This is a genomic window from Microbacterium sp. NPDC076768 (assembly GCF_040687205.1).
GTDB lineage: Bacteria > Actinomycetota > Actinomycetes > Actinomycetales > Microbacteriaceae > Microbacterium.
This window is the reverse complement of the sequence record NZ_JBFBMU010000001.1, coordinates 887,478-911,401: the sequence shown is the minus strand read 5'-3', so window position 1 is coordinate 911,401 and position 23,924 is coordinate 887,478. Positions and strand designations below refer to the sequence as shown.

The 23,924-nt window shown below is 62.9% G+C and carries 19 protein-coding genes; 8 read left to right on the top strand and 11 right to left on the bottom strand.

Annotation, left to right across the window (positions count from 1 at the left end; genetic code table 11):
- Window positions 1–88: 88 nt before the first annotated feature.
- Window positions 89–658: a DNA-3-methyladenine glycosylase I gene (locus AB0O87_RS04560; RefSeq protein WP_363512152.1), complete on the bottom strand. Its 570-nt coding sequence runs from the start codon at window positions 656–658 to the stop codon at window positions 89–91.
- Window positions 659–754: 96 nt separating this feature from the next.
- Between AB0O87_RS04560 and AB0O87_RS04555 the strand changes: the two genes are divergently transcribed.
- A complete protein-coding gene (locus AB0O87_RS04555; protein WP_363512150.1) occupies window positions 755–2,218 on the top strand; it encodes an alanine/glycine:cation symporter family protein in 1,464 nt (487 codons plus the stop codon).
- A 27-nt stretch (window positions 2,219–2,245) separates the two neighbouring features.
- Here the strand turns inward: AB0O87_RS04555 and AB0O87_RS04550 are convergent, their stop codons facing one another.
- The 3 genes from AB0O87_RS04550 to recQ all read right to left on the bottom strand — a co-directional run bounded on the left by AB0O87_RS04550 (window position 2,246) and on the right by recQ (window position 7,529).
- Window positions 2,246–3,292, bottom strand: a complete 1,047-nt coding sequence (locus AB0O87_RS04550) for an NAD(P)-dependent alcohol dehydrogenase (RefSeq protein WP_363512148.1) — start codon at window positions 3,290–3,292, stop codon at window positions 2,246–2,248.
- A gap of 76 nt (window positions 3,293–3,368) precedes the next feature.
- A complete protein-coding gene (locus AB0O87_RS04545; protein WP_363512146.1) occupies window positions 3,369–5,432 on the bottom strand; it encodes an acyl-CoA dehydrogenase in 2,064 nt (687 codons plus the stop codon).
- A 165-nt stretch (window positions 5,433–5,597) separates the two neighbouring features.
- The gene (recQ, locus tag AB0O87_RS04540; RefSeq protein ID WP_363512929.1) at window positions 5,598–7,529 is read right to left on the bottom strand and encodes a DNA helicase RecQ; all 1,932 of its coding nucleotides are present in this window, start codon (window positions 7,527–7,529) and stop codon (window positions 5,598–5,600) included.
- 332 nt (window positions 7,530–7,861) lie between these two features.
- Between recQ and AB0O87_RS04535 the strand changes: the two genes are divergently transcribed.
- From AB0O87_RS04535 to AB0O87_RS04520, 4 genes are all read left to right on the top strand, one after another.
- Window positions 7,862–8,170: a GNAT family N-acetyltransferase gene (locus tag AB0O87_RS04535; protein ID WP_363512144.1), complete on the top strand. Its 309-nt coding sequence runs from the start codon at window positions 7,862–7,864 to the stop codon at window positions 8,168–8,170.
- Window positions 8,171–8,200: 30 nt separating this feature from the next.
- Entirely contained in the window at window positions 8,201–8,746 is a 546-nt protein-coding gene (locus tag AB0O87_RS04530; protein ID WP_363512142.1) for an ECF transporter S component, read from the top strand.
- Window positions 8,747–8,832: 86 nt separating this feature from the next.
- Window positions 8,833–10,518, top strand: coding sequence for an energy-coupling factor transporter ATPase (locus tag AB0O87_RS04525; protein WP_363512140.1), 1,686 nt, complete (start codon window positions 8,833–8,835; stop codon window positions 10,516–10,518).
- Window positions 10,515–11,333 carry an energy-coupling factor transporter transmembrane component T gene (locus tag AB0O87_RS04520; protein WP_363512138.1) on the top strand — a complete coding sequence of 273 codons (819 nt, stop codon included), beginning with the start codon at window positions 10,515–10,517 and terminating at the stop codon, window positions 11,331–11,333. The genes AB0O87_RS04525 and AB0O87_RS04520 overlap by 4 nt, the downstream gene beginning before the upstream one ends.
- 25 nt (window positions 11,334–11,358) lie before the next feature.
- Here AB0O87_RS04520 and AB0O87_RS04515 read toward each other — a convergent pair whose 3' ends face one another.
- The 6 genes from AB0O87_RS04515 to AB0O87_RS04490 all read right to left on the bottom strand — a co-directional run bounded on the left by AB0O87_RS04515 (window position 11,359) and on the right by AB0O87_RS04490 (window position 18,882).
- Complete coding sequence (locus AB0O87_RS04515; protein WP_363512136.1) at window positions 11,359–13,260, bottom strand: ABC transporter ATP-binding protein/permease; 1,902 nt, start codon at window positions 13,258–13,260, stop codon at window positions 11,359–11,361.
- A 1-nt stretch (window position 13,261) separates the two neighbouring features.
- Window positions 13,262–14,506, bottom strand: a complete 1,245-nt coding sequence (locus tag AB0O87_RS04510) for a peptidoglycan-binding domain-containing protein (RefSeq protein WP_363512134.1) — start codon at window positions 14,504–14,506, stop codon at window positions 13,262–13,264.
- Window positions 14,507–14,572: 66 nt separating this feature from the next.
- Window positions 14,573–15,472 (bottom strand): hypothetical protein, encoded by a 900-nt coding sequence (locus AB0O87_RS04505; protein WP_363512132.1) that lies wholly within the window; start codon window positions 15,470–15,472, stop codon window positions 14,573–14,575.
- Window positions 15,473–15,736: 264 nt separating this feature from the next.
- Window positions 15,737–16,354, bottom strand: coding sequence for a hypothetical protein (locus tag AB0O87_RS04500; RefSeq protein WP_363512130.1), 618 nt, complete (start codon window positions 16,352–16,354; stop codon window positions 15,737–15,739).
- A 283-nt stretch (window positions 16,355–16,637) separates the two neighbouring features.
- The gene (locus tag AB0O87_RS04495; protein ID WP_363512128.1) at window positions 16,638–17,801 is read right to left on the bottom strand and encodes an acyl-CoA dehydrogenase family protein; all 1,164 of its coding nucleotides are present in this window, start codon (window positions 17,799–17,801) and stop codon (window positions 16,638–16,640) included.
- Window positions 17,802–17,952: 151 nt separating this feature from the next.
- The gene (locus AB0O87_RS04490; RefSeq protein WP_363512126.1) at window positions 17,953–18,882 is read right to left on the bottom strand and encodes a M15 family metallopeptidase; all 930 of its coding nucleotides are present in this window, start codon (window positions 18,880–18,882) and stop codon (window positions 17,953–17,955) included.
- Between the two features lie 89 nt (window positions 18,883–18,971).
- On the opposite strand from AB0O87_RS04490, the gene AB0O87_RS04485 reads away from it, so the two are divergent.
- From AB0O87_RS04485 to AB0O87_RS04475, 3 genes are read left to right on the top strand one after another with little or no spacing between them, the layout of a single operon-like run.
- Complete coding sequence (locus AB0O87_RS04485) at window positions 18,972–19,529, top strand: DUF2716 domain-containing protein (RefSeq protein WP_363512124.1); 558 nt, start codon at window positions 18,972–18,974, stop codon at window positions 19,527–19,529.
- A gap of 56 nt (window positions 19,530–19,585) precedes the next feature.
- The gene (locus AB0O87_RS04480; protein WP_363512122.1) at window positions 19,586–20,665 is read left to right on the top strand and encodes an Rv2578c family radical SAM protein; all 1,080 of its coding nucleotides are present in this window, start codon (window positions 19,586–19,588) and stop codon (window positions 20,663–20,665) included.
- Between the two features lie 31 nt (window positions 20,666–20,696).
- The gene (locus tag AB0O87_RS04475) at window positions 20,697–21,236 is read left to right on the top strand and encodes a YaeQ family protein (RefSeq protein WP_363512120.1); all 540 of its coding nucleotides are present in this window, start codon (window positions 20,697–20,699) and stop codon (window positions 21,234–21,236) included.
- 195 nt (window positions 21,237–21,431) lie between these two features.
- On the opposite strand, the gene AB0O87_RS04470 is transcribed toward AB0O87_RS04475, so the two are convergent.
- Window positions 21,432–23,729 (bottom strand): DEAD/DEAH box helicase, encoded by a 2,298-nt coding sequence (locus AB0O87_RS04470; protein WP_363512118.1) that lies wholly within the window; start codon window positions 23,727–23,729, stop codon window positions 21,432–21,434.
- Between the last annotated feature and the right edge of the window lie 195 nt (window positions 23,730–23,924).

Sequence of the window (23,924 nt, the reverse complement as noted above, 5' to 3'; positions counted from 1 at the left end):
ACTTTCGTCAGACGCTCCGCGCCGAACGATCCCCCCAGAGCGATTATATCGACCGTCTCGATAAGTCGTGTGGTCGCCCATCGTTGTGTCAGCCGCGCCAACACCCCACGATGTGATCATCGACCATTCCTGCCGACTGCATCAGGGCGTACATGGTGGTCGGACCCACAAACCGGAATCCTCGCCGACGCAGTTCTTTGCTCATCGCCGTTGACTCTGGTGTGACACCGGGCACCTCGGCCATGGATGCAGGGCTGGCGCCAGACGCGGGTGGAGAAAACGACCACATCAGTTCATCGAACTCACCATCGGCCATGTCGCGCACGAGGCGAGCATTCCCGATAGTTGCCTCGATCTTCGCGCGGTTACGCACGATTCCCGCATCCGCCATCAGCCGTTCGACATCGTCTTCACCAAACGAGGCCACGGTGGCGGGGTCAAACGCCGCGAACACCTCGCGGAACCGTGGGCGCTTGCGCAGAATCGTGATCCACGCCAACCCTGCCTGAAAGCCCTCCAACGACATCTTCTCGAAGAGCCGTCTGTCGCCGTGCAGCGGCGAACCCCACTCCTCGTCGTGATAGCGGCGGTACTCCGCGTCGTCGCCCACCCAGGCACAACGGTCGATAGCGTCTGGGCCGGTGAGCAACGATGTCATGCGCTCACCCTACGCACGATCACCGACAACGAACTCTCCTCGCGTTTAGAGACTGAAATACTGGTCTGCCCGGGGTATGTCCGCCAGACTGTGCGGATGGATGAACTGAACGAATGGCTCCTCACCTGGGGCGACAACCTGTGGACGTGGATCGTTTTGCCGATCGTTGTCCTCCTCGGGCTGTACTTCACGCTGCGCTCCGGTGTCGTGCAGTTCCGGCTGATCCCGGAAATGTTTCGCACCCTGAAGGACCGCACCCCGCTGGACGACTCCGGTAAGCCGCAGTCCGTTTCGGCGTTCCAGGCGTTCACGATCTCCGCTGCGTCACGGGTCGGCGTCGGCAACATCGCCGGTGTCGGTACCGCTATCGCCATCGGTGGTCCCGGAGCGATCTTCTGGATGTGGCTCATGGCTTTCATCGGTGGAGCTTCGGCATTCATCGAGTCGACGCTTGCCCAGCTCTACAAAACGCGAGACAAGAATGGCTTCCTCGGTGGCCCCGCGTACTACATGCAGCGTGGGCTCGGAGCCCGCTGGATGGGCATCGTCTTCGCGATCATCCTGATCATCTGCTTCCCGATCGCGTTCAGCTCGTTGCAGGCCAACACCATCAAGGCAACGATCTCGGGAAGCTTCGGCGACGACACTGCCGCATGGCTGCCCTTCGCCATCGGCGCTTCGCTCGCACTGCTGATGGGGCTCGTCATCTTCGGTGGTGTGCGACGAATTGCCTCCGTCACCCAGACGCTTGTTCCGGTGATGGCGCTGCTTTACCTGCTGCTCGGACTCGTCATTGTCGCGATGAACATCGAGCGCCTCCCCGAGGTGTTCGCCCTCATCTTCACCCAGGCATTCGGCCCGAACGAGGTCGTCGGAGCCACGCTCGGCTACATCATCTTGACCGGTGTGAAGCGCGGCATGTTCTCTAACGAGGCCGGCCTCGGATCTGCACCGAACGCGGGAGCCAGTGCCGCCGTGACGCACCCCGTCAAGCAGGGTCTCGTGCAGACGCTCGGCGTCTACTTCGACACGTTCCTCGTCTGCTCGATTACCGCGTTCATCATCCTGGTATCGGTCCCCGACCTCGCGAACGCCGAGCGTGGCATCGATCTCACTCAGGGCGCGGTGGTGGATGCACTCGGCAGTTGGTCGAACATCCTCCTGATCGTGATCATCTTCTTGCTCGCGTTCAGCTCGATCCTCGGCAACTACTACTACGGCCAGACCAACATCGAGTTCATCACGTCAAAGCCCGGCGTCCTTCTCGGTTACCGCGTCTTCGCCATCGTCGCGGTCTTCGCCGGAGCGATCGTCTCGGCTGATGTGGTGTGGAACTTCGCCGACGGCGCGATGGGCTTCATGGCAATCGTGAACTTGATCGCGATCGGTTTGCTCTCCGGTGTCGCCTTCAAGCTGCTGAAGGACTACATGCAGCAGCGCAGAGAAGGCCTCAACCCGGTGTTCACGAAGGCTCGCCTCCCCGGAGTTCGTGGAATCGAAGTCTGGGAAGACGAGCTCTCCGTCACAGGGCCGATCGACCTGCCAACGCGCCGCAAGTAAAAGTGGCTGGGCCACTTTTGCCGGCGATCAGTCGGCGAAAGTGGTCCCGTCAATCACAAAGCGGTAGCGCACGTCAGAGGCAAGTACTCGCTCGTACGCGACGTTGATGTCGGAGGCAGCAATTACCTCTACCTCAGAGGCGATGCCATGCTCAGCGCAGAAGTCGAGCATCTCCTGCGTCTCGCGAATACCGCCGATGTTAGAACCAGCAAGCGAACGCCGCCCGCCGATCAACGACGAGACCGCGAGCGGGAGCGGCTCAGCAGGCGCACCGACACAGACCATCGAGCCGTTCACATCGAGCAGGCTGAGGTAAGAACGCAGGTCGATCGCTGCGCTCACCGTGTTCAGGATGACGTCGAACGAGGAACGCAGCTCCCGGAAGGTTTCACGGTCACTCGTTGCACGGTAGTGATCGGCTCCAAGCCGCAACCCGTCGTCTTTCTTGTTCAGCGTCTGCGAGAGAACAGTGACTTCGGCGCCGAGCGCGTGCGCGATCTGCACACCCATATGTCCGAGCCCACCGAGACCGACCACAGCGACTCGTGAGCCGGGGCCGACGTTCCAGTGCCGCAACGGGGAGTATGTCGTGATCCCGGCGCACAACAGCGGTGCTGCCGTGTCGAGGGGCATGGAATCAGGAATCCGCAGCACGAAGCCTTCTGTCACGACGACCTGGTCGGAGTATCCGCCCTGGGTCACCGTGCCGTCGCGATCGATGGCGCCGTAAGTGAAAACCGCACCGGCGGTGCAGAACTGCTCGTCACCGCGGAGGCAGTTGCGGCATTCGCCGCACGAGTTCACCATGCATCCGACTCCGACGCGGTCGCCGACTGCGTGCCGGGTGACATCGCTGCCTACCGCCGCGACGATGCCGGTGATCTCGTGGCCGGGGGCGAGCGGGTATGTCTGCGGACCCCAGTCGCCGCGCACGGTGTGGATGTCGGAGTGGCAGATGCCGGCAAAGGCGATATCGATGAGCACATCGAGCGGGCCGAGTTCTCGGCGTTCGATGGTGGTGCGCTCCAGCGGCGCGCCCTCACTCGGTGCGGCGTAGGCGTGAACGGTGCTCATGTGATGCTCCCTGCTGTCGTGCGTGCGCCCTGGCTGGACGCCCGCACGAGGTTACACCGCACACCTTGGCATCGCGTCAGCGCTTCTTTTTCATCGCCTTCTCTTGGAGCGGCGCCTGGCCGGAGGCCGCGAGGTCGGAGTAGTAGGCCCTGGCTTCATCCTGGCGCTGCTGCTCCAGACCACTGGCGATCGGTGCCCGCACATGCTCTGGTTCGTAGCCGAATGCCTCGACGAGGTCGAGGGAGTATGGGCGCAGTCTCGTGCACAGACGGTCGATGTAGCTCGACACCGCAGCGGCGCGCTGGGTAGACAGGCGGCCGTTGATCAAGTGCCAGGCGAGGTGCTTCTCGATGAGCTGCAGACCGAAGAGGTCGCGCAACCAGGTGAGGACCGTCTTGGTGTCTGGGTCTTGCATCTGGTTGACCGCGTCAGTGAACGCCTCCCACTGCAACAGCTCGCCGTGAGCACGCGCCGCCTCGATGAGCTCCGCCTGGTTTTCGTTGAACAGTCGCGCGCCGAGTACCTTGTCTTTCGCACCAGGACGCAGACGGGAAGCGATGTCTGCCACCATCTGCTGCACGCGACCGGCGAGCAAGTCGTGCTGCTGCTCTTCGCGCAGCCCGCGTTCCACAGAGCGGCCCACCTGACCGAAGTCAGAAACGGCCTGTCCGAGCTGACGCAGTCCAGCACCGTGGAACAGCTTGCCAGCGGTCATCCCGACGGCGAACTTCGCGAGCGCTGCCGCGTCTTTGCCCTGGAACTGCTTGGCGTAGTCGGTCAGCAGACGCTTGCCGACGAGCTGCAACAACACGTTGTTGTCGCCTTCGAACGTGACGTAGATATCGAGGTCAGCGCGGAGCCCGACCAGACGGTTCTCGAACATGAACCCGGCGCCGCCGCAGGCCTCGCGGGCCTCCTGCAACGTGTCCAGCGCGTGCCAGGTCGACAGCGGTTTGAGGGCCGCGGCAAGAGTTTCGAGGTCTTCCCGGTCGGCGGGAGTGTCGATGCGTCCGGAGAAGACACCGTCAAACTTCTGCAGGAACTCATCGTGCGCAAAAATCTGAGCGTACGTCGTAGCCAGACGCGGCAACAGCCGACGCTGGTGCTTGCCGTAGTCGAGCAGCACGACCTCTTCGCCGTTAGCTCCATCGAACTGGCGACGCTGGCTCGCGTAGGTGATCGCGATGTTCAAGCCGAGAGCAGATGCCCAGCAGGCAGCGCCATCAAGCGAAACGCGCCCCTGAACGAGGGTGCCGAGCATCGTAAAGAAGCGGCGACCGGGGCTGTCGATCTCGCTGGAGTATGTGCCATCAACCGCGACATCGCCGTAGCGGTTGAGCAGATTGGTGCGCGGAATGCGCACGTGATCAAACGACAGCCGGCCATTGTCGATGCCGTTGAGTCCGCCCTTGAGCCCGTCGTCTTCCCGGCCGATGCCTGGCAGGTCAACACCATCGTCACCGCGCAACGGCACGTAGAAGCAGTGCACGCCGTGGCTGACACCGTTGGTGATCAGCTGCGCGAACACCGTGGCTGCGACGCCGTGCAGCGCCGCGTTTCCGAGGTACTCCTTGGTCGCGCCACGGAACGGAGTGTTGATCACAAACTCTTCAGTGTCTGGGTCGTAGGTCGCGGTCGTGCCAGCGGAGGCAACGTCAGATCCATGCCCGATCTCTGTCATGGCGAACGCGCCGGGAATCGAAAGATCCATCACCCCTGGCAGCCACTTTTCGTGGTGCTCCTGGGTGCCGAGCTGCAGAATCGCCGACCCGAAGAGCCCCCACTGCACCCCCGACTTGATCTGCAAGCTGGGGTCAGCGACCACGAGCTCTTCAAAGCCTGCGATGTTGGCGCCGTTGTTCTCTTCCCCGCCGAGCGACTTCGGGAAAGCGCGGTGCACTGCCTTGTTCTCGACCAGCAAGTGGAGCTGGTTCAGCACGCGCTCGCGATGCTCGTCTTTACCCAGCGAGTCGTCGCGCCAGAACGCGGAGTCTTTGATCATCTCGCGCGCTGTGCGGCGAATGTCACCCCAGGTGCCCATCAGGGCATCGTTTACGCGGGCAACATCGATCTGCGGCGTAGCTACACTCTCGCGCGCTTCATCGGATGTCGTCGAAGGACGGACAGCAGCGTCGACCATGAGATTCCTCCAGGGGAGTCGGGATGCCTCCATGGTAGGTCTGCGACAAACCTGCAAGAACTCCGCTGTGGGCATCCTCTAATTAGAGGCCGGGGCGTCGCTATCCCGGGTTGTCGCCTCACGACAGGAGAGGCCTTCGACGTCGGTGCACAGAGGCCCCGGTAGCTACGCCGAGGCGATGACAGCGAGCACGCCATCGCCGTAGGCCTGCCGCTTCTTTGCACCGATGCCGGTGATGCCGTCGAGGTCGGAGAGCGAAGCCGGACGATGCTCCGCGAGGGCACGAAGAGTGGCATCTCCGAAGACGATGTACGCAGGAACCCCCTGCTCGCGTGCCGTCTCGGCGCGCCACGCCCGCAACGCTTCAAACAGACTGCGGTCTCCCGCATCCAGCGCATCGGCGGCGCTCGCTTTCCGCGCCCGAGGAGTGGACGACGCACGCCCGATTGTGTCTTTGCGCAACGGCACGGCAGTTTCTCCCCTGAGCACACCAGCCGCCTGCTCTCCCGGAGCAAGCGTGCCGTAGTCGCCCTGCGCCACCAGGATGCCGCGAGCCAACAACTGCCGCACAACGCTGCGCCAATCCTGATCAGAGAGATCGTTGCCGATGCCATATGTGGCGAGCTTTTCGTGACCCTGTTGACGCATCCGTTCCGTCGATGCGCCCCGCAAGATGTCGATGAGGTGGCCTGCTCCAAACGACTGGTTGCGCTCACGCTTCAGGCGCACAATCGTAGACAACAACTTCTGCGCTGGCACGAGCCCATCAAACGTTTCGGTGTCGTTGAGGCAGGTGTCGCAATTGCCGCAGGGTTTTGATGCCTGCCCGAAGTAGCCCAACAGATTCTGCCTGCGACACTCCACCGTCTCGCAGAGAGCAAGCATCGCATCGAGGTGCTGCCCCAGACGCATCTTGAACGTGCGGTCGCCGGGACTCTGGTCAATCAGTCGACGTTGCTGCACCACGTCGCCGAGCCCGTAGGCCATCCACGCCACGGCCGGTTCACCGTCACGACCCGCACGACCCGTCTCTTGGTAGTACCCCTCGACCGACTTTGGCAGGTCGATGTGCGCCACAAAGCGCACGTCTGGCTTGTCGATTCCCATTCCGAAGGCGATGGTCGCGACCATCACCACACCGTCTTCCCGCAGGAAGCGCGACTGGTTGGCCGCTCGCACTTCGGCCGGAAGACCCGCATGGTACGGGAGCGCATCGATCCCCTGCGCCGCCAGATATGTCGCCGTCTGCTCAACGGATTTGCGGCTGAGCGCGTAGACGATGCCCGCCGGCTGTGCACCGTCATCGGCCACCGGCGTCTGAGACGTGATGAAGGAGACGAGCTGCTTGCGCGGGTCGACCTTCGGAACGATCCGGTACTGGATGTTCGGCCGATCAAAGCTGGCCACAAAGTGCTTAGCCGTGTTGAGCTGCAGACGTTCTGTGATCTCTTTGTGCGTCGCTGCCGTGGCCGTCGCCGTGAGCGCCATGCGCGGAACACCAGGGAATCGCTCGCCCAGGTCACCCAACGCGAGGTAGTCGGGACGAAAATCATGACCCCACTGCGACACACAGTGCGCTTCGTCGATCGCGATCACACTGAGTGTGCCGCGCTGAAGAAGCGCTGTTGTCTGCGCATTGGACAGCCGCTCTGGGGCGACATAGATCAGGTCAAGCTCGCCAGCCACATAAGCGCGCTCAACCTCCCGCCGCTCATCGATCGCCTGCGTGGAGTTGAGGTATGCCGCCTTCACACCGTTCGCCCGCAACGCATCAACCTGGTCGTGCATCAGCGCGATGAGAGGACTAACCACGAGGCCTGTGCCCTCACGCACAAGCGCTGGCACTTGGTAGGTGATGCTCTTACCGCCACCCGTCGGCATCAGCACGACAGCATCGCCGCCCGAAATCATCTGCTCGACAATGTCGGCCTGGTCGCCGCGAAACTCGTCGTAACCGAAAACCGTGTGCAGTGCTTCTTGTGCCGACGGATAGCGAGGTGGCGCGGCGCGGCGTTGCGCTGCATTGACGGGAGTGACCGGACCCTGTCCCCAGTCGAGGGGCGGTTCGAAGCCTGCGCCCTGCGGTTCCCAGTCCATCGGCTCCGGCGGTTCCGACGGCTCCCAGCCATCGTCATACGGCTCGTCTCGGTACCCTTCGACAGGCTCAGGGACCGAGGAGGCGTCAGGGGCCCAAGAAGCGTCAGGGGCCCAAGAAGCGTCAGGGACCGAGGAGGCGTCTCGGGGAGGCTGCGGCATCCCCCCAGCGTAGCCATCCCCGCCGACGTGGAGACAAAACCCAGACCATCTGCCCTACACACGGCGCGGCGCGCGGCACCGCGCCGCCACCACACACTTTGGTCTGCGTTTTCACCGGCCCTGCACCTTCTCAGCGAGCGTAGGTTTATACACACACCCAGGAGGAGAATCCGATGGCTGACATCACCGTCGTGCGCGACGACGAGGCATCGCGCTACGAGATCATGGCAGACGGCGTGCCCGCCGGCTTCGCCACATTCGATGTGCGTCCAGGGTCGATCCGCTTCCTGCACACGGAAGTCGATTCGGAGTTTCAAGGTCAGGGAATCGCGGGAAAACTGGCTTCGTCGGCTCTGACGGATGCCGCCGAGCGCGGGGAGACGATCCTTCCGCTCTGCCCGTACATCGCCAAGTACCTCGAAACACATGAGATCCCTGGCGCGGAGATTCGCTGGCCAGAGGCGCCAGCGTCCACGGCCTGACCCTCAGTTAGTCGCCAGTAAGCTGAAGGTGTGGCCCGAACCTCTGTCCTATCGACGCGCGTTCTGCTTGTCTGCGCGGCGATCGGGGTCGCGACCGGAATCTTTGGCGGTATCGCTGGCTGGCTGACTCCGCTGCTCCTCGCAAGTCCGCTGATGTTCCTCTACGGACTCCTGCTCGGCTCGCACGTGCTGCCTGGCATCATCGCGCAAGAGGTGCTGCGCTTGCCGCTTGTGGCCCTGGTCACACACCTGTTCGCCGCTCTGATTGCCAGCGCATTCAACCCGGCATGGTCGTTGCGATTCATCGGCACGGCACTCCTGTTCGGACTCATCCAAGAAGGCATCGCCGCCCTCACCCGCTACCGCTCGTGGGGCCCCTGGCGGTTCTTTATTTCTGCCGTCGTGATCGGCTTCTTCGTCGCCATCGTGGTGTTCTTCGCCGCCCATCTGGCCGTCATGCCGCTCTGGGCACAGATCATGTACCTGACCATCTCCGTGCTCGGGCCCGTCGTTTGGACAGCGATCGGCCTCGCCATTGGCTCGTCTCTGCGCAAGGCCGGAGTCGCGCCGCGATAACTACCGAGGCGCAACGCCCTCAATGGCGGTTCAAGTAAGGCTCGACTAAGTTGTAAGGGTACGATCCACCGACCCGGGACTCCGCCGTGCGCACATCCGCGCCCCTGCTTCGCGTGCGTGAGCTCTCTCTCACCCACGCAGATGCGGCGAACCCCTCGCCCCGCAATGTCACTTTCGACATCGACGCGGGAGAAGTGGTGTTGCTCCTCGGACCTTCCGGCTCCGGAAAGTCGACGCTCACGCTGGCGCTCAACGGCCTCATTCCGCATGCTTTGCCCGCCAGCATGGTCGGCACTGTCGAGGCCGGGGGGATCGACACCGCCTCCGCACACACGGCGACGTTGAGCACCCGTGTTGCGATGGTCTTTCAAGACCCTGACGCGCAGATCGTCACCGGCAGCGCCTACGACGAGGTCGCGTTCGGACCGGAAAACTTGATGCTCCCGCTCGATGAGGTGCAGCGCAGAGTTGAAGAGGCGCTGCGCAGGGTAGGCCTGTGGGAGCGCCGAGACGAAAACCCCGACCACCTTTCCGGCGGCGGACGCCAGCGCCTCGCCATCGCCTGCGCGTTGGCGATGGGCTCGCCGTTGATTGTGCTGGATGAGCCGACAGCCAACCTCGACCCGCAGGGCATCGACGACGTGTACGCCGCGCTTGCAGATGTGGTCTCGGCGGGCGATCGAGCGATCCTGTTGGTCGAGCACAATCTTGACGCAGCGATGGACTTCGTCACGCGCACGATCGTGCTCGATGGGGAAGGAAGCGTCGTCTTCGATGGACCCGCCGCTGAGATCATCCGCGCGCATGCCGAAGAATTGGTCGAGATGGGAGTGTGGCTACCAGCGGCCACCCTGACATCTCTCCGGTTGCAGGCTCAGGGCCTGACGCTTGACCCACTGCCACTTTCGCCGCAGGAGCTTGCGGCCGCGCTCACCGACGCCGAAGGTCTCGTTCCGCCCACAGGAAAAGCACCCCAACGATTGCGCGTCGCGGGAGCAGCCGATGCCGGGCCCCCCATCATCCGTGCTCGCGGACTGACTGTACGCCGGCGCCGAACCGAGATCTTGCACAACATCGACCTCGATCTGGAGGCGGGGAGCATCACCGCGATCATCGGGGCGAACGGGGCAGGTAAGACCACTCTGATCCAGGCGCTCGCTGGCGTCGTTCCGCCACCGCGCGGCCAGGTCACCGTCGACGACATTGATCCCGGAACGGCTTCGCCTCGCGACCTCGCCGCCCGCATCGGATTCGTGTTCCAGAACCCGGAGCATCAGTTCATCGCACACACGGTGTTCGACGAACTCGCCCACGGTTTGCGGCTACGCCATGTGGCAGACGACGAGATCTCGACGCGCGTCGGCGAGATGCTCTCCCGGTTCGGGTTGGAGCACAAAGCGCACGTGCACCCCTTCCTCCTCTCCGGTGGAGAGAAGCGACGCTTGTCTGTGGGCACCGCGTTGATCACCCGACCTCGCGTTCTTGCCCTCGACGAGCCCACGTTCGGGCAGGACCGAGCCAGGGCTGCAGAGCTTCTCGACCTCCTGCACAGCCTGCGCGATGAGGGCACGACGATCGTCATCGTCACGCACGATCTGCAACTCGTGGCGGAGCACACGACCCACGTCGTACTCGTCGCCGATGGAGAAGTGCGAGCCGCTGGCCGCACCGCCGATCTGTTCCGCGACGACCAGTTGTTCGCCAAGGCGGGACTCCGCCTACCTGCACTGCAGCGCGTGCTGGCTTCGGCTGGCCTCGAGGTGGCGATGTGACTGCCGCTGTGATCGATCCTTACGCGCGGGTCGCGGCCAGCGCGCGCTGGCAGTTCTTATACGGGCTGAACCCGCTCGCAAAAGTTATCGGCTTCGCCCCCGCGATGGTGTTGCTCGTCTTCGTGCGCGACCTGGCCACCCCCATCGCCTTTCTCCTGCTCTCCTACGTCATCATCCTGATCGGAGCGCGGCTGACTTGGCGGCTCCTCGCGCTTTTATTCGTCGCACTCCCGGTCGGCATGGTGCTCATCGGCGGCGGGTTTTCGCTGTGGGTCGATGCTGCCCTGGTCGATGACACTGCTCCTGTGCTCCAGATCGGTGGCTGGACGCTCTACAGCGGAGCGCTGCTGATTGGATTCGCTACCGCGCTGCGCCTCGGATCCATCGTCGCCCTCGCACTCATCGGCGGCCTCACCACCAGCGGTCCAGACCTCGTGCGCGCCAGCGTGCAGCAACTTCGGGTGCCGTATCGCATCGGCTACACGGCGCTTGCGGCGTTTCGCTTTGTGCCGCGGTTCGGGCAAGAGCTCGCCGTTATCCGGGCAGCGCACCGCGTACGTGGATATCACGGAGGGCGCGGCCCCTTCGCGCGGATCGCCCGCGGTTGGGGGTACATCGTGCCGCTCCTGGCCGGCGCAATCCGTCACGCCGAACGCGTCGCACTCGCGATGGACTCCCGTGCCTTCGGTGCACATTCAGAACGCACAGAGCGACACCTTGTTCCGTTCCGCACACGAGACACCGTTTTCACCATCGCGAGTGTGCTGACATCCATCGCCATCTTTATCGCGTTCTTCCCCTGGCTGCTCTCCTAGAGCGCCGCTTTTGCGACCACATCAGCTAATTTCGCAGGTTCTCCGCGGGGCGGAGGCGCGCCGCTCGAATCGACGCCAATCCGCCACCGCCCGCTCCGACAATCATCCCAACGAGGATGGCCAGCGGGAGCAGCACAATATCGAACACGGGTGCCCATCTTTGTGTCACGGTCACGATGAGAATCGCCGCCATGCCGAGAAAGAGCCCTGCGACGCCTCCCACCACACCGATGTAGGCAGACTCGAGAGTGATGAGCGCGCCGATCTGTCGGTCGCGAGCACCGAGTGCTTTGCGCATACCGATCTCTCCTCGACGCGCGTTCACCGCCAAAAGGGTGGCGTTCATCAGTGCAGCGATGGCGACAATCAGAGCAAGTAGCGTGAACGCCATGAGAGTCGCCTGCACTCCCTGTTCCACCTGCCCTCTCAGCTGAGCAGAATCGGTCGGCGCTGCAACGGCAATCTGCTCGGGTTGAAACGGATTCAACGCAGCTGGTAGTTGCTTGGCGACTTGCTGCGCGGCCCCGGCAGAAGTGATCGCCAGCATCGCCACCTCGGTGGGGCCGGCCGTTTCGAGGTCTTCTGGAGGCCCGATCACGACCTCACCTCGCAGGAGCGGAAGCCGTGACGATTCGGTGATGACGCCCGCGACCACGTACGAGATGCCATCGACCATGATCGTCGGCGCGCCTTCGATGCTGCTGAGCTCCAGATCTTTCGCCAGGAGGTCGCCGATGTACGCCTCTCCCGTCTGAAGCCCTCCTTCGTGCCACGCTGCCTCATCAACAGTGAGACGGGCCGCCGCCACGATGTCTCCGACAACAATGTGGGGCCGGATCTGTCGCGCCTCGGCGAAAGTCGATGTGGTGCTGACATCGAGGTTGATGACAACAGCTGCCGCTTCTACGCCACTCAGCTGTTCGACTTTTTCTGGGATCTCTTCGATCGGGAGCGACCGATCGACTCCCGTCGACCAGTTCGCAGAGACCTCACGGTTCAAGTGCGCGTCAAAAGTAGCGGACACCTGAGCGCTGGCAGATGTCGAAAGGCCGAGGGTGGTGATCGTGAGTGCCACCGCGATGGTGACAGCCACCCCCTGCCCCAGCGTCTGAAATCTTCGCGACAGTACCGACGCCCAGGCGTCGCGCAGCATGTCGGGGAGTCGAATGCGCCCCGCCTTGCGCGACGGTTGAACAAGCGATTCGATAGGGGAGTCCAAGTGCGTCGCGTCTGCCGAAAAGCCCGCCTGCGGCACATCCGAGACGAGTTTGCCGTCTTCGATCTGGATCACTCGGCGGGCACGAGCAGCCACCTCGGCAGAGTGCGTCACGACGATCACCGTCGCGCCCTCGCGATTGATCCGCTGCAACTCATCTAGAACCCGCGTCGCGTTGGCGGAGTCGAGATTGCCGGTCGGTTCATCCGCGAGGATCAGCTTGGCGTCGGCGGCGATCGCTCTGGCAATTGCGATGCGCTGCTGTTGGCCGCCAGACAGTGTCGAGGTGCTCTGAAATGCGCGCCCGCTGAGACCGACCGAGTCGATCGCGCGCAGCGCCTTCTCCCTGCGCTCGGCGCGTGGAATGCCTCGGTAGAGCAGGTTCAACTCGACGCTGTCGATGGCCGGTCTGGCATCGAGCAAGTGGAAGGCTTGAAACACGAAGCCAATCTTGCGGGCGCGCACGCTCGCGGAACGACCTCCATCGCCCGCTCGCGCCTCTTCGCCATCAAGGGAGTACGTCCCGGCCGTTGCGTCGTCGAGAAGTCCGAGCACGTTCATCAGCGTGGTTTTACCCCCGCCGGAGGGCCCGACGATGGCAACGAACTCCCCCTGAGCGATGTCGAGGTCAATACCGCGTAGCGCTTCAACCTCGGGGCGACCTGCTGAAGAGTAAGTTCGACGAACATCTCGCAGCTGGATAAGAGCCACGTCAACCAACCCGAACCTGGTCGCCGGGCTCCAGGGCACCTGGATTCGCGGGCTCCACAGCAACCTCACCCTGCAGAGTGCCTAGAACGGTCACCGGCACTTCAACAAACGTGCCGTCGGGCGCTTGCTTCGTCACGACGTTCTGGTCGGGCCCCCGATCCGACACGGCAAGCACGGGAACGATCAGAGCATCCTGCGCAATCACTTCCTTCACCACCGTCACGCGCGCACGGCCGCTCTTCACGGTCAAGGCCGCTGTGGGCGTGACCGTGAAGGTCACCTCTGACGCTCCATCAGCGCCATCGGAAGTTGATTGCCCATCGCCATCTTGTGAGTCCGAAGAACCCGCGGCGTCCGTGGCGTCTGTGGAGCGAATATCGCCCACCGTCCCCTCCACAGCGACGCCTTCAATGGCGATGGTGGCGGTATCTCCAGCTTCCACTCCGCCAAGAGCAGTGACGGGCACGGTGATGGCGATGACGATGTCAGCCGATCCAAGAATGAAATCGGCTTGCTCTCCCCCGGCCACACGTTGCCCGATCTGCACCCCTTGGATGACTTGCGCCGACTTTGCAGGAATCGCTACGAGCTCAGGGACAGGCACGTAGACCTCTTGCGCTGGGGCTTGCGCTTCGGTGCCCTTCGACTCTTCCCGCTCGGCAACGTTCGCATCTTCTGCGCTCGCCGAGTCCCGAGTAGGCGGAACATAGCCACTATCGTCGTACCACCGCTTGACGGCCGCCGCCGTTTCCTTACCGAAGAGCCCATCGGCCGTCACCCCGTACGAACGCGCCGCCAACGCATTCTGGAGCGCTTCGACGTCCGGCCCACGATCGCCCACGCCCATGTCACGGTAGAACGAGAAGGCAGACAACACGCCAAACAAAGGTCGCCCATTGACTTCGGTGAGCACCTGGCCGGAGGAGGCAGTCTCCCCCGCTTTCAACGGGCGTCCTGTGACGACGGAGAGCGAAGCGCCCTCCGCCGCCAAAACCGACACCAGAGTTTGAGTGAGAGGACCCGCTTGCCCTGTGAAGCTCACCTCGCCAGCCAACGTTCCTTGAGTCACCTCGGCAACGACGGGCCCAGCTGCAGGAGCTTTCGCATCCGCTTCCCGCTGGGCCGAAGACTGGAACTGGGTGGCGAACCAGAACCCCGCGAGAATAATCGCCACCGTCAAAGCCACAGCAACCATCACGACCCAACGAGATCGTTTGGACTTTTCTGGCGTGCTCACTTCAGTCATAGATCTCTCGTTGTTCTTCAAACATCTGAATCGCCCACGCGCACTAGTTCGCGGCGAGCAACCCGGCTACGGCGCTTTGGGTGAGTTCTCGGCCACGACGGTCAGCAACTCTGCTTTTCGCTCGATAGCTTCCGCACGAATACGGTCGAGCTCATCGCGATTTTCGTCAACCAACTTTTTCTGCTCATCCCAGTTCTTCTCATACATCAGAGCACTCAACCCACTGGATTCACGGCACTGCGCATCTGCAACAGCAACAGCAACCTCCTCCGCCGACACCTTCCCGCCAACCAGCGCCCAATTGTCACTCACAGATTGCGGTGGCATCTCCGTCCACGGATCTCGTGGCAAGGTGAAATCCACTTGCGGCTCCAAACACGCACGCCAATCCGCGGTCGCGCTCACAACTTCATCATCAAGCTTCACAACCTCATCCGCCTGTGCAGAAAGCTCAGCTAAATAATTCACCCCATCAAAATTGGAGGAAAAATCCGGGTCCTCAGCTCGGGCACTATCGCTACACTTGTCAAATTCCGTCTCCAGCTCGGCATTAGGAAAATATGTATCAGCAGTGGCCCTGAAATCCGCCCACAGTGTCGCGCTTTCTTCGTGTGCAGGTGGAGCGAATCGATACCCATATTTATTAGCCAAATCCAGCGTGAACAGCCGGGTTCCGAACCGATTGAAGTCCTCAGGTTCCGAGAACTCAGTGTCCTGCCATGGAACGGGCCACTGATAACCCTTCGACGTAAGACAATCCGCGATCAGCAGCTGCTCCGCATAGTTGTCGAGTTGAGGCGAGTACACGAAGAACTCGTCGAGCGGCATCGCCCACATTGCTTGATTCTTAGTCGTCGCATTCTCGTCGGTCTTCGCTGCGGCGCAACCGACAACGCTCACAGCAACGATCAGTGCAAGGGCAACTGACCTGTAGGAGCGAGTCCCGTTGAGGTTCATCGCAGGCATGGGAGACACTCGTCCTCTGATTAGATTGTCGACACTGATCGGCTCGTAGCCGAATCTGATCCTCGACAGAGGCTGTATCCAAGTCAAGCCAGCCGCACCGTCTGGCCGCATCACATCCCAGTCTGACCAGAATGCTGCTGGCAGACCGGAGGTGTCCGCGCACAAAAAACGGCCACCCCTGAGGATGGCCGTTCTTTGCTATTTACGCCTCAACGCGACAGCCTTAATGCGCTATCAAACGTCAAAGTAAATAGGCTGCGGTTGTCACCAACCGCCGTTGTACATCCCGGGGTACGTCGTCGACATCTTTGGGTAGCTGTTGAAGTATCCGAGGTGCGTTACATCGCCGCAGTTTCCGGAGTTGTTCGCTCCGTGCCCATGCGTCCATCCGCCAGCGCCTACGCCGACGCCTGGGTTCAGGCCGCCGCCAACGCCGACACCAAGGCCGCCATCAACACCAACGCCGCCACCGAGGCCACCATCGACGCCGACGCCACCATCGACGCCAGCTCCGGCACCACCGTCAACGCCAACTCCGACGCCACCGTCAACGCCAACTCCGACGCCACCATCTACACCGACGCCCCCGTCGACACCAACACCGACACCGACTCCAACGCCGCCGTCAACGCCGCCATCGACACCAACACCGACACCAACGCCGCCATCGACACCAACGCCACCATCAACGTCGCCGTAGCCGCCATCGGCGTCTGCGCCGCCAACGCCCGCGCCAGCGCAGTGACTGGGGCAATCGCCCTTCTCGGCTGCAGAGGCTGGGGCGGCGAAGCCGACCACTGCTCCTGCAGACAGTGCAATTGCCGCGAGTACGGCCGCTGCCTTTTTCCGCGATAGTCCTTCGTATTTCATTTCTTTAGACATATTCACCCTCCGAGGCGTTTCTTGCATGAAAACGTTCACCTGAATTACGCGAGAACGTCTCCACAATTCTGAGGGCGACTCGGCTCAGCGTCAACGATCCTCGAGCCTGGACAGGGAATTCATGCCGGTTGCATTAGAATATTGCAACAAACAAAGGTCCAATTCGGAGTTGACAATAGTTACACAGCAATGCGCTCAAACTTATGCAGAATCTGGCGCGGTTATTAGTCAAACGAATGGAGGCCCCGAGTTTAACACCCGGGGCCTCCATTGGTTTATAGCGTTAGCGCTTGCCAGCGATCTGCCTTCCGACGATCTCGCGCATGATCTCGTTCGTTCCGCCGTAGATGCGGTGCACGCGGGCGTCGAGGAACGCACGGGCGATCGGGTACTCGGTGATGTACCCGTAGCCGCCGTGCAGCTGCACGCCAGTGTCGAGCACTTCCCACTCACGCTCCGTGGCCCAGAACTTGACCTTCGCAGCCTCCTCTGCCGAAAGGTTGCCGTCCTTGTAGGCCAGCAGCGCCCGGTCGATGTATGCCCAAAGCGCATCGACGGTGGTTGCCATGTCGGCGATCTTGAAGCGAGTGTTCTGGAAGTCGATAATGCGCTGGCCAAAAGCCTCGCGGTCCTTCGTGTAGGCGACGGTCCAGTTGAGCGCAGCCTGCGCTGCAGCCGCACCGGCGACACCGATCGACAAACGCTCAAGCGGCAGGTTCATCATCAATTGGATGAACCCCATCCCCTCTTTGCCACCGATGAGATTTTCGTCGGGGACGAAGACATCGGTAAACGAGAGCTCGGCAGTGTCGTGACCCTGGAAGCCCATCTTGTGCAGCTTCTTGCCGTGATCGAATCCTTCCATGCCATTCTCAATCAGCACGAGGCTAAATGCGTCTGGGCGATTGCCCTCACCGGTCTTGACGAAGGTGACAACGAGGTCTGCCGTTGCGCCAGACGAGATGAACGTCTTTGCGCCGTTGACGATGTAGCCACCATCGACCTTCTTCGCCGTGGTCTTGATGCCGCGCAGGTCACTACCCGCACCCGGCTCTGTCATGGCGAGCGCGCCGATGACCTCACCCGTAGCCATCCGGGGCAGCCACTTCTCTTTCTGCTCCTGCGTACCCATGTGCACGAGGTAAGGCACAGCCAGGTCGTCTTGAATGCCGAAGGCGCCGGCGAGCGAGCCTGCGCCCGCGAGAATGATCTCTTCGTTCACGACCGCGCGGAAACGGTAGTCCTGGAGCATTCCTGCACCACCGAACTCCTCCGGCACAGACAGCCCGATGATCCCGGCCTCACCGGCGGCGAGCATCGTGGCCCGATCAACCTCTCCATCGGCGTCCCACTTCTCAATCGCCTCGTTGGTTACCTGGCGCTTGACGAAGTCTTTAACCAGGTCGCGGAAAGCCTCGTGATCCTCGTCGTAGATGTCGCGTTCCATGCCGTCCTCCTGAACGTTTCGTGCATCGTTGCTCCGGAGATTCTACGTCGCAGAGCGCACTCAAGACAGGAGATTGTGAGAATGCGTCCCATATGTCGTGACACTGGGTACCGCGATTGTTGAATGCCGCAGATCACACTTCCACACGCACTCAGGGCAAATAGTCCGGGGCCGCCGGGAGTCCGAAGAACTCTTCTAGCGTTCGGAATCCGCCATCGTGATAGGCGGTTGCGAGGTCGACACCGATGTAGCGGAGATGCCATGGCTCCGGCGCGTAGCCCGTGATGGGCGTACCGACGTCTTCGTAGCGCACGATGAATCCGTACTGCCAGGCGTTCGCCGCGACCCAGTCACTCTGCGCCGTGCCACCGAATCCGTCGAGACCGCCGCACCCCGATCCGCAGGCAACCACATCGAGGGCGAGCCCGGTCTGATGCTCGCTGTGGCCTGGCCTGGCCGAACCGGCGTCTGCCGCCGCCTGCCCCTGCGCACGCACATGAGAGTCGTAGGTCGTGACCTGCAGACCATAAGAGCGATAGCCGTTGTTGGCACCCACCTGGCCGACACCGGCGGCGGCAGCGGCGTCGGCCATCTGCCCAGCCGCGTTGGCGACATCAGCACGCACCTGCCCAGAAAGCGTCGTCACCTGCAGTGGCACAGCGGCCAGATCTGTCGGCTCATACTCCGGCGGGTCCAGCGGCAGAGACTTATTCACGACCACCCACACACGCGCAGGGTCACTGAGCGAGATACAGGGAGCATTGCCCATCACCACAGACTCACGGAACGCCGCTCCTCCACCGAAAGCTGCCACGGTGGCAGTGTCATCACCGCTGGCGATCGCCTCGACCACTGCGGGCTCGGCACACGGGTCGACGGCCGTAGTCTCGGTTACCTGCACCGGGGGGACCTGTAAGACGGCCACCGGAACCGGCATCGGCTCCTCGCTGGGCGAAGGCACCGGGGCGGACGCAACCGAAAGCAGAACTCCGATCGCCGTGATCGCGATGCCCAAGGGGAGCGCAGGCCCTCGCAGTGGGGAGCGCGGTGCCGCGTGCTGAGCGTGCGGCAAGAAGGGCATTAGTCCATTCTCTCCCGGTCACTCAGATGTCACCACCTTCTCCACAGAAGAAGCGCATCCGACCGGGCGACGCTGACTACGCTTGCGGCATGAGCCTTCTGCCGAAACCTCGTCCAGGGTGGCGCGCGATGAGCGACGAAGAAAAGAACCACACATGGGACCGGTTTTACGAGAAGTTTGACTTCCGCGCCTCGCCCTACGCCTCGGATTGGCCTTCGATTATTGAGCCGACTCCGTCTGTGACCTTCGACCTGTCCGCACCCTCCATAGGACCAGACCTGCCCCTTGCGTTCGCCGCGCTCAACGCCGAGGCACTGCGGTGCTTCGTTTGGGCGCTCCCTGAAATCTCAGAGCTGTCAGCCCTTGATTGGCAGCATACGGCGTGGTGGTTTAACCCAAGACTCGATGACGCACCCACACAGTGGGATGATTTGGAACGCTCGCAACCGACAGTGTTTCCTGACGGTGACTACTTCGCTTTCCTCAACACCGATATGTCCGAGGGGACGTTCGGTCACCCCTGGGAACAGACACTCTGCGTGATGGGCGACCGCCTCATTGACACCCTGGGAAAGTCGCTGGCGCTGTGGCTTCCCGTGCTCCGCGTAAACGGCAAACCTGCAACCGATGACGACCGCGACAGTTAGAAACTAAATTCGAACCACCGCTTGCATGCTTGTGGTTGATATGTTCGAATAAGGGAATGCGTTGGCAAGGACAGAAACTCGGGGAGGCGGATACCGCCGCGCTGCCAGGCCTCGAAGATCGTTCGAGCGTTCTACGGTCAGTGACCACGCCCGAGTTCGCGGGCATGACCTTTCATGAGGTGCTGTCGAAGTCTGCGCTGAACCATGTCCCCGGCGCCTCCCGCATGCCGTTCGCCTGGACGATCAACCCCTACCGAGGGTGCAGCCATGCGTGTGTTTACTGTTTCGCGCGCGGAACACACGAGTATCTCGACCTCGACGGCGGGGCCGATTTCGACTCGCAGATCGTGGTCAAGACCAACATCGTCGAGGTGCTCGAACGAGAACTGCGCAAAGGGAGCTGGCAGCACGAGACCGTCGCGCTTGGTACCAACACCGACCCGTATCAACGGGCCGAGGGTCGCTACAAACTCATGCCAGGCATCATCGAAACCCTGGCAACATCGGGTACTCCCATCTCGATCCTCACCAAAGGAACGTTGATCCGGCGTGACATTCCGTTGCTCGTGAAGGCGGCACAGCGCGTGCCGATCGACGTGCAGATGTCGATCGCAATGTACGACGACGACCTGCAGAAGGCGATCGAGCCAGGCACTCCCACCACTCAAGCCAGGCTCGACACGGTGCGCGCGCTTGCTGACGCCGGATTTCCTGTGACTGTCTTTCTGATGCCGATCATGCCGCACATGACTGATTCGATTGCCGCAATCGATCACGGCCTCCTGCGGATCAAAGAAGCGGGAGCTCGCAGTGTCATCTACGGGGCACTGCACCTGCGGCCCGGCGTAAAGCCGTGGTTCTTCGACTGGCTCGGCGCACATCGACCCGATCTAGTCTCCTCCTATCGCGGCCTCTATCCCGGCGCTTCCGCAGAGGCGCCGAAGGGGTACAGACAGTGGCTTGCCAAACGCGCCCGTCCGCTGATCCGCACGCACGGACTCGACGGACGCCATGAAGACGACTACACCCGGCGCGCATCCCGCAGCGGTCAGGGCCATGTGCAGCTACCTGGTCCGGCATTCGCCCCGTCGCCTACACCCGCAATGCCCGCGACGCCGCAGCCGATGTTGTTCTAAGGCTTTCCCGCGGCCGCGTAGGCTCGGGACCATGGCGATCGGTTCAACAATTCACACATTCGAGGTGCAGCTTGCTGACACCGATCGCGGCGTCTACGACGACTATTCACTGCGGGTAGCGCGGCATCCATCGGAAACTGATGCATACATGCTCACCCGAGTTCTCGCCTACGGGTTGGAGTTCACCGAAGGTATCGCGTTCGGCGGCAGCGTCTCGTCGACCGAGGAGCCAGCGGTGCTCGCGCGCGACCTCACCGGCTTGATCACTGCGTGGATCGAGATCGGAGCCCCCGATGCCGAACGACTTCACTACGGCAGCCGGTTGGCAGAACGCACCGCTGTCTATACCCATCGTGATCCGGCCAAGGTGATGGCGCCGTGGGCAGATAAGCGCATCCACCGGCGCGAAGACATCCAGGTCTACAGCTTCGACCCAGGCTTCATCGACTCTTCGTCCGCCCTGATCGAACGCCGCAACACCATGACCCTCACCGTGACCGAGCAAGTGCTCTACCTCGACCTAAATGGCACAAGCCTGTCCTCCCCCATCCTCCTCCACCCCCTCCCCTAACACACACCCCCTCCCCTAACTCCCCCCACACTCCCGCCGAGTGCACGGCTTCTTGCCGAGTGCACGACGTGTTCACGCGAATACCCCGTGCGCTCGGGCGCAAGCCGTGCACTCGCCGAAGTGGGAGGGGACGGGGGGACTGGGGACGGGAAAGGCCCCCGGCCGCGAAGCGGAGCGGGGGCCTTTCGAGGCGGATTAGGCCGTGAGGTCTGCGGCGGTCGGCATGCGACCGGCGATTTCCTCGATGATGTCGTCGTCGAGACGTGCGCTCTCGAACGGCGCGTCGATCTCGGCGCGGTCGAGCAGCTCGGTCATGCGTCGCTGACGCTGACGCGTGATCAGTGTGACGACACGACCTGCACGACCGGCACGACCGGTGCGACCTGAGCGGTGCAGGTAGGTCTTGTATTCGTCTGGAGCATCAGCCTGGACAACCAGATCGATGTCATCGACGTGAATACCGCGCGCCGCGACGTCTGTCGCCACCAGCACGCTGACGCGACCAGAGGTGAGACGCTCGAGGTTGCGCGTGCGCTTGGCCTGGTTGAGGTCACCGTGTAGCGACACCGCGGGGATGCCGGCGTCGTCGAACTGCTCAGCAAGCATGTCGGCGTAGGCACGCGTGCGCGCGAAGACGAGAGTCTTTCCCGCACGGTCAACGAGCGAGGTCAGGATCTCGGCCTTGTCGCGGTGCTCGATCACAAGAACGCGGTGCTCGATCGTGCTGGAGTCCTGATCTTCGCCAGCAACCTCATACACGGCTGGGTCAACGAGGAACTCGTCAACCAGCGCAGCGACCTCACGGTCAAGCGTTGCCGAGAAGAGTAGCTTCTGGCTGCCATCGGCTGTGTGACGCAGAATGCGCTGCACCGGCTCAACGAATCCGAGCTCGCACATGTGGTCGGCCTCGTCGAGCACCGCGATGCGGCAATCGGAGAGGTCGAGCTTGCCCTGATTGATGAGGTCTTCGACGCGACCGGGGGTACCGATCACGATGTCGACGCCCTTCTTCAGCGCACCCACCTGGCGACCCTGCGGCACACCACCGTAAATCTGCGTGGTGAACAGACCGACGCTGCGGGCGATCGGCTGGATCGTGCGGTCGATCTGCAGTGCGAGCTCACGGGTCGGAGCGAGGATGATCGCACGCGGCGACCGCCCGAACTCGCGGCGCTTGCCAGCCTGCGACTGCAGCACGCGCTCGACGAGCGGAGCACCGAAGGCGATGGTCTTGCCGGAACCAGTGCGACCACGAGCGAGCACGTCGCGGGCTTCCAGTACAGCAGGGATGCTTGCAGCCTGGATCGGGAACGGTGTGGCCGCGCCCATGCCGACGAGAGTCTCGACGATGTTGGATCCGAGACCGAGGTCACCGAACGTCACGCCATCGACCTCAACAGCCGCGACAGACTTTGCCTCGAGGCGGTCGTGCACGACGTCGTCGCCGGGGCTGAACTTCGCGGCGGCCGGGGCCGGGCGACTGGTGGCGTTCCAGTCATTGCGGCTCGGACGCTCGTTGCGCGCCGGACGCCCACGGGTGTCAGACGTCAGCGGACGGGGGCGCTCGTTGCGGTACGCGCCACCGGTCGACGGACGCGAACGCTCGTCGCGGCCGCCCTCGAACGAACGCTGGGTGCGGTCACGGTCAAATGCGCGACGCGCGCGGTCAGCATCAAACGAGCGCTCGGAGCGCTGGTCCCCTGCGCCACGACGCTGGTCCCCTGCACCACGATGCTGAGTCCCTGCATCGCGACGCTGGGTCCCTGCATCGCGACGCTGGGTCCCTGAGCCTGTCGAAGGGCGCTGTCCACCGCGGTCGTCGCGGTATCCGCCGCCACCGGAAGGACGCTGTCCACGACGGTCGTCGCGTCCTGGGCGTCCACCATCGCGGTGGTCGTTATCCCGGAAGCCCTGGCGCTGGGTTCCTGCGCCACGGTTGTCACGGTACTGGGCCCCTGAGCCTGTCGAAGGGCGCTGCCCACCGCGCTCGTCACGGTAGGTGCCTGGTCCGGTCGGACGCTGTCCACCCCGGTCATCCCGGCCGCGGTACTCGTCCCGACCGCGGTACTCATCCCGGCCGCGGTACTGGGACCCTGAGCTTGTCGAAGGGCGCTGACGGTCTGACCGCTCGTCGCCACGGTGGTGCGGGGCCTCGCGGCGACCGGATTCTGCACGGTTGCGGATGCCACGGGCTTCGTCGCGTCCTGCACGCTCTGACGCATTCCAGCGCTGCTTCGGGGCACGCGCCTCCGCTTCTTCTGGACGGTACCCGCGGTGGCCGGCGCTGCGGCTACCGGGCCGGCGGTCGTATCCGCCTGCTGCGGGGGCGGAGCGGCGGTCGCCAGCATCCGCGCGGCCTCCACGCTCGTCGCGGGCGCCGTCGCGAGACGGGGCGCCGTGGTGACGGTCGTGGAAGGAAGTCTTGTTCGCGCCGTATCGCGGCTCGAAATTGCGAGCGGCGCGACCGCCCTGGGGCTTCTTGCTCTTAGGCATGAGTTTCTGCTTTCGTTCTCGCACGAGAACAGCACTGCGCGCACACGCGCGCACCGTGAGCAACGCTCAGGGGGCCGGTTGGGAGTAGCCGGGGCCATTCATGTGATGGTTCATGTGCGTCGATGGACGCTCACCATCGGCCCCTGGACTCACACTTCACACACATAAAACGTCCGCACCTTGCGGGTGTCCGAA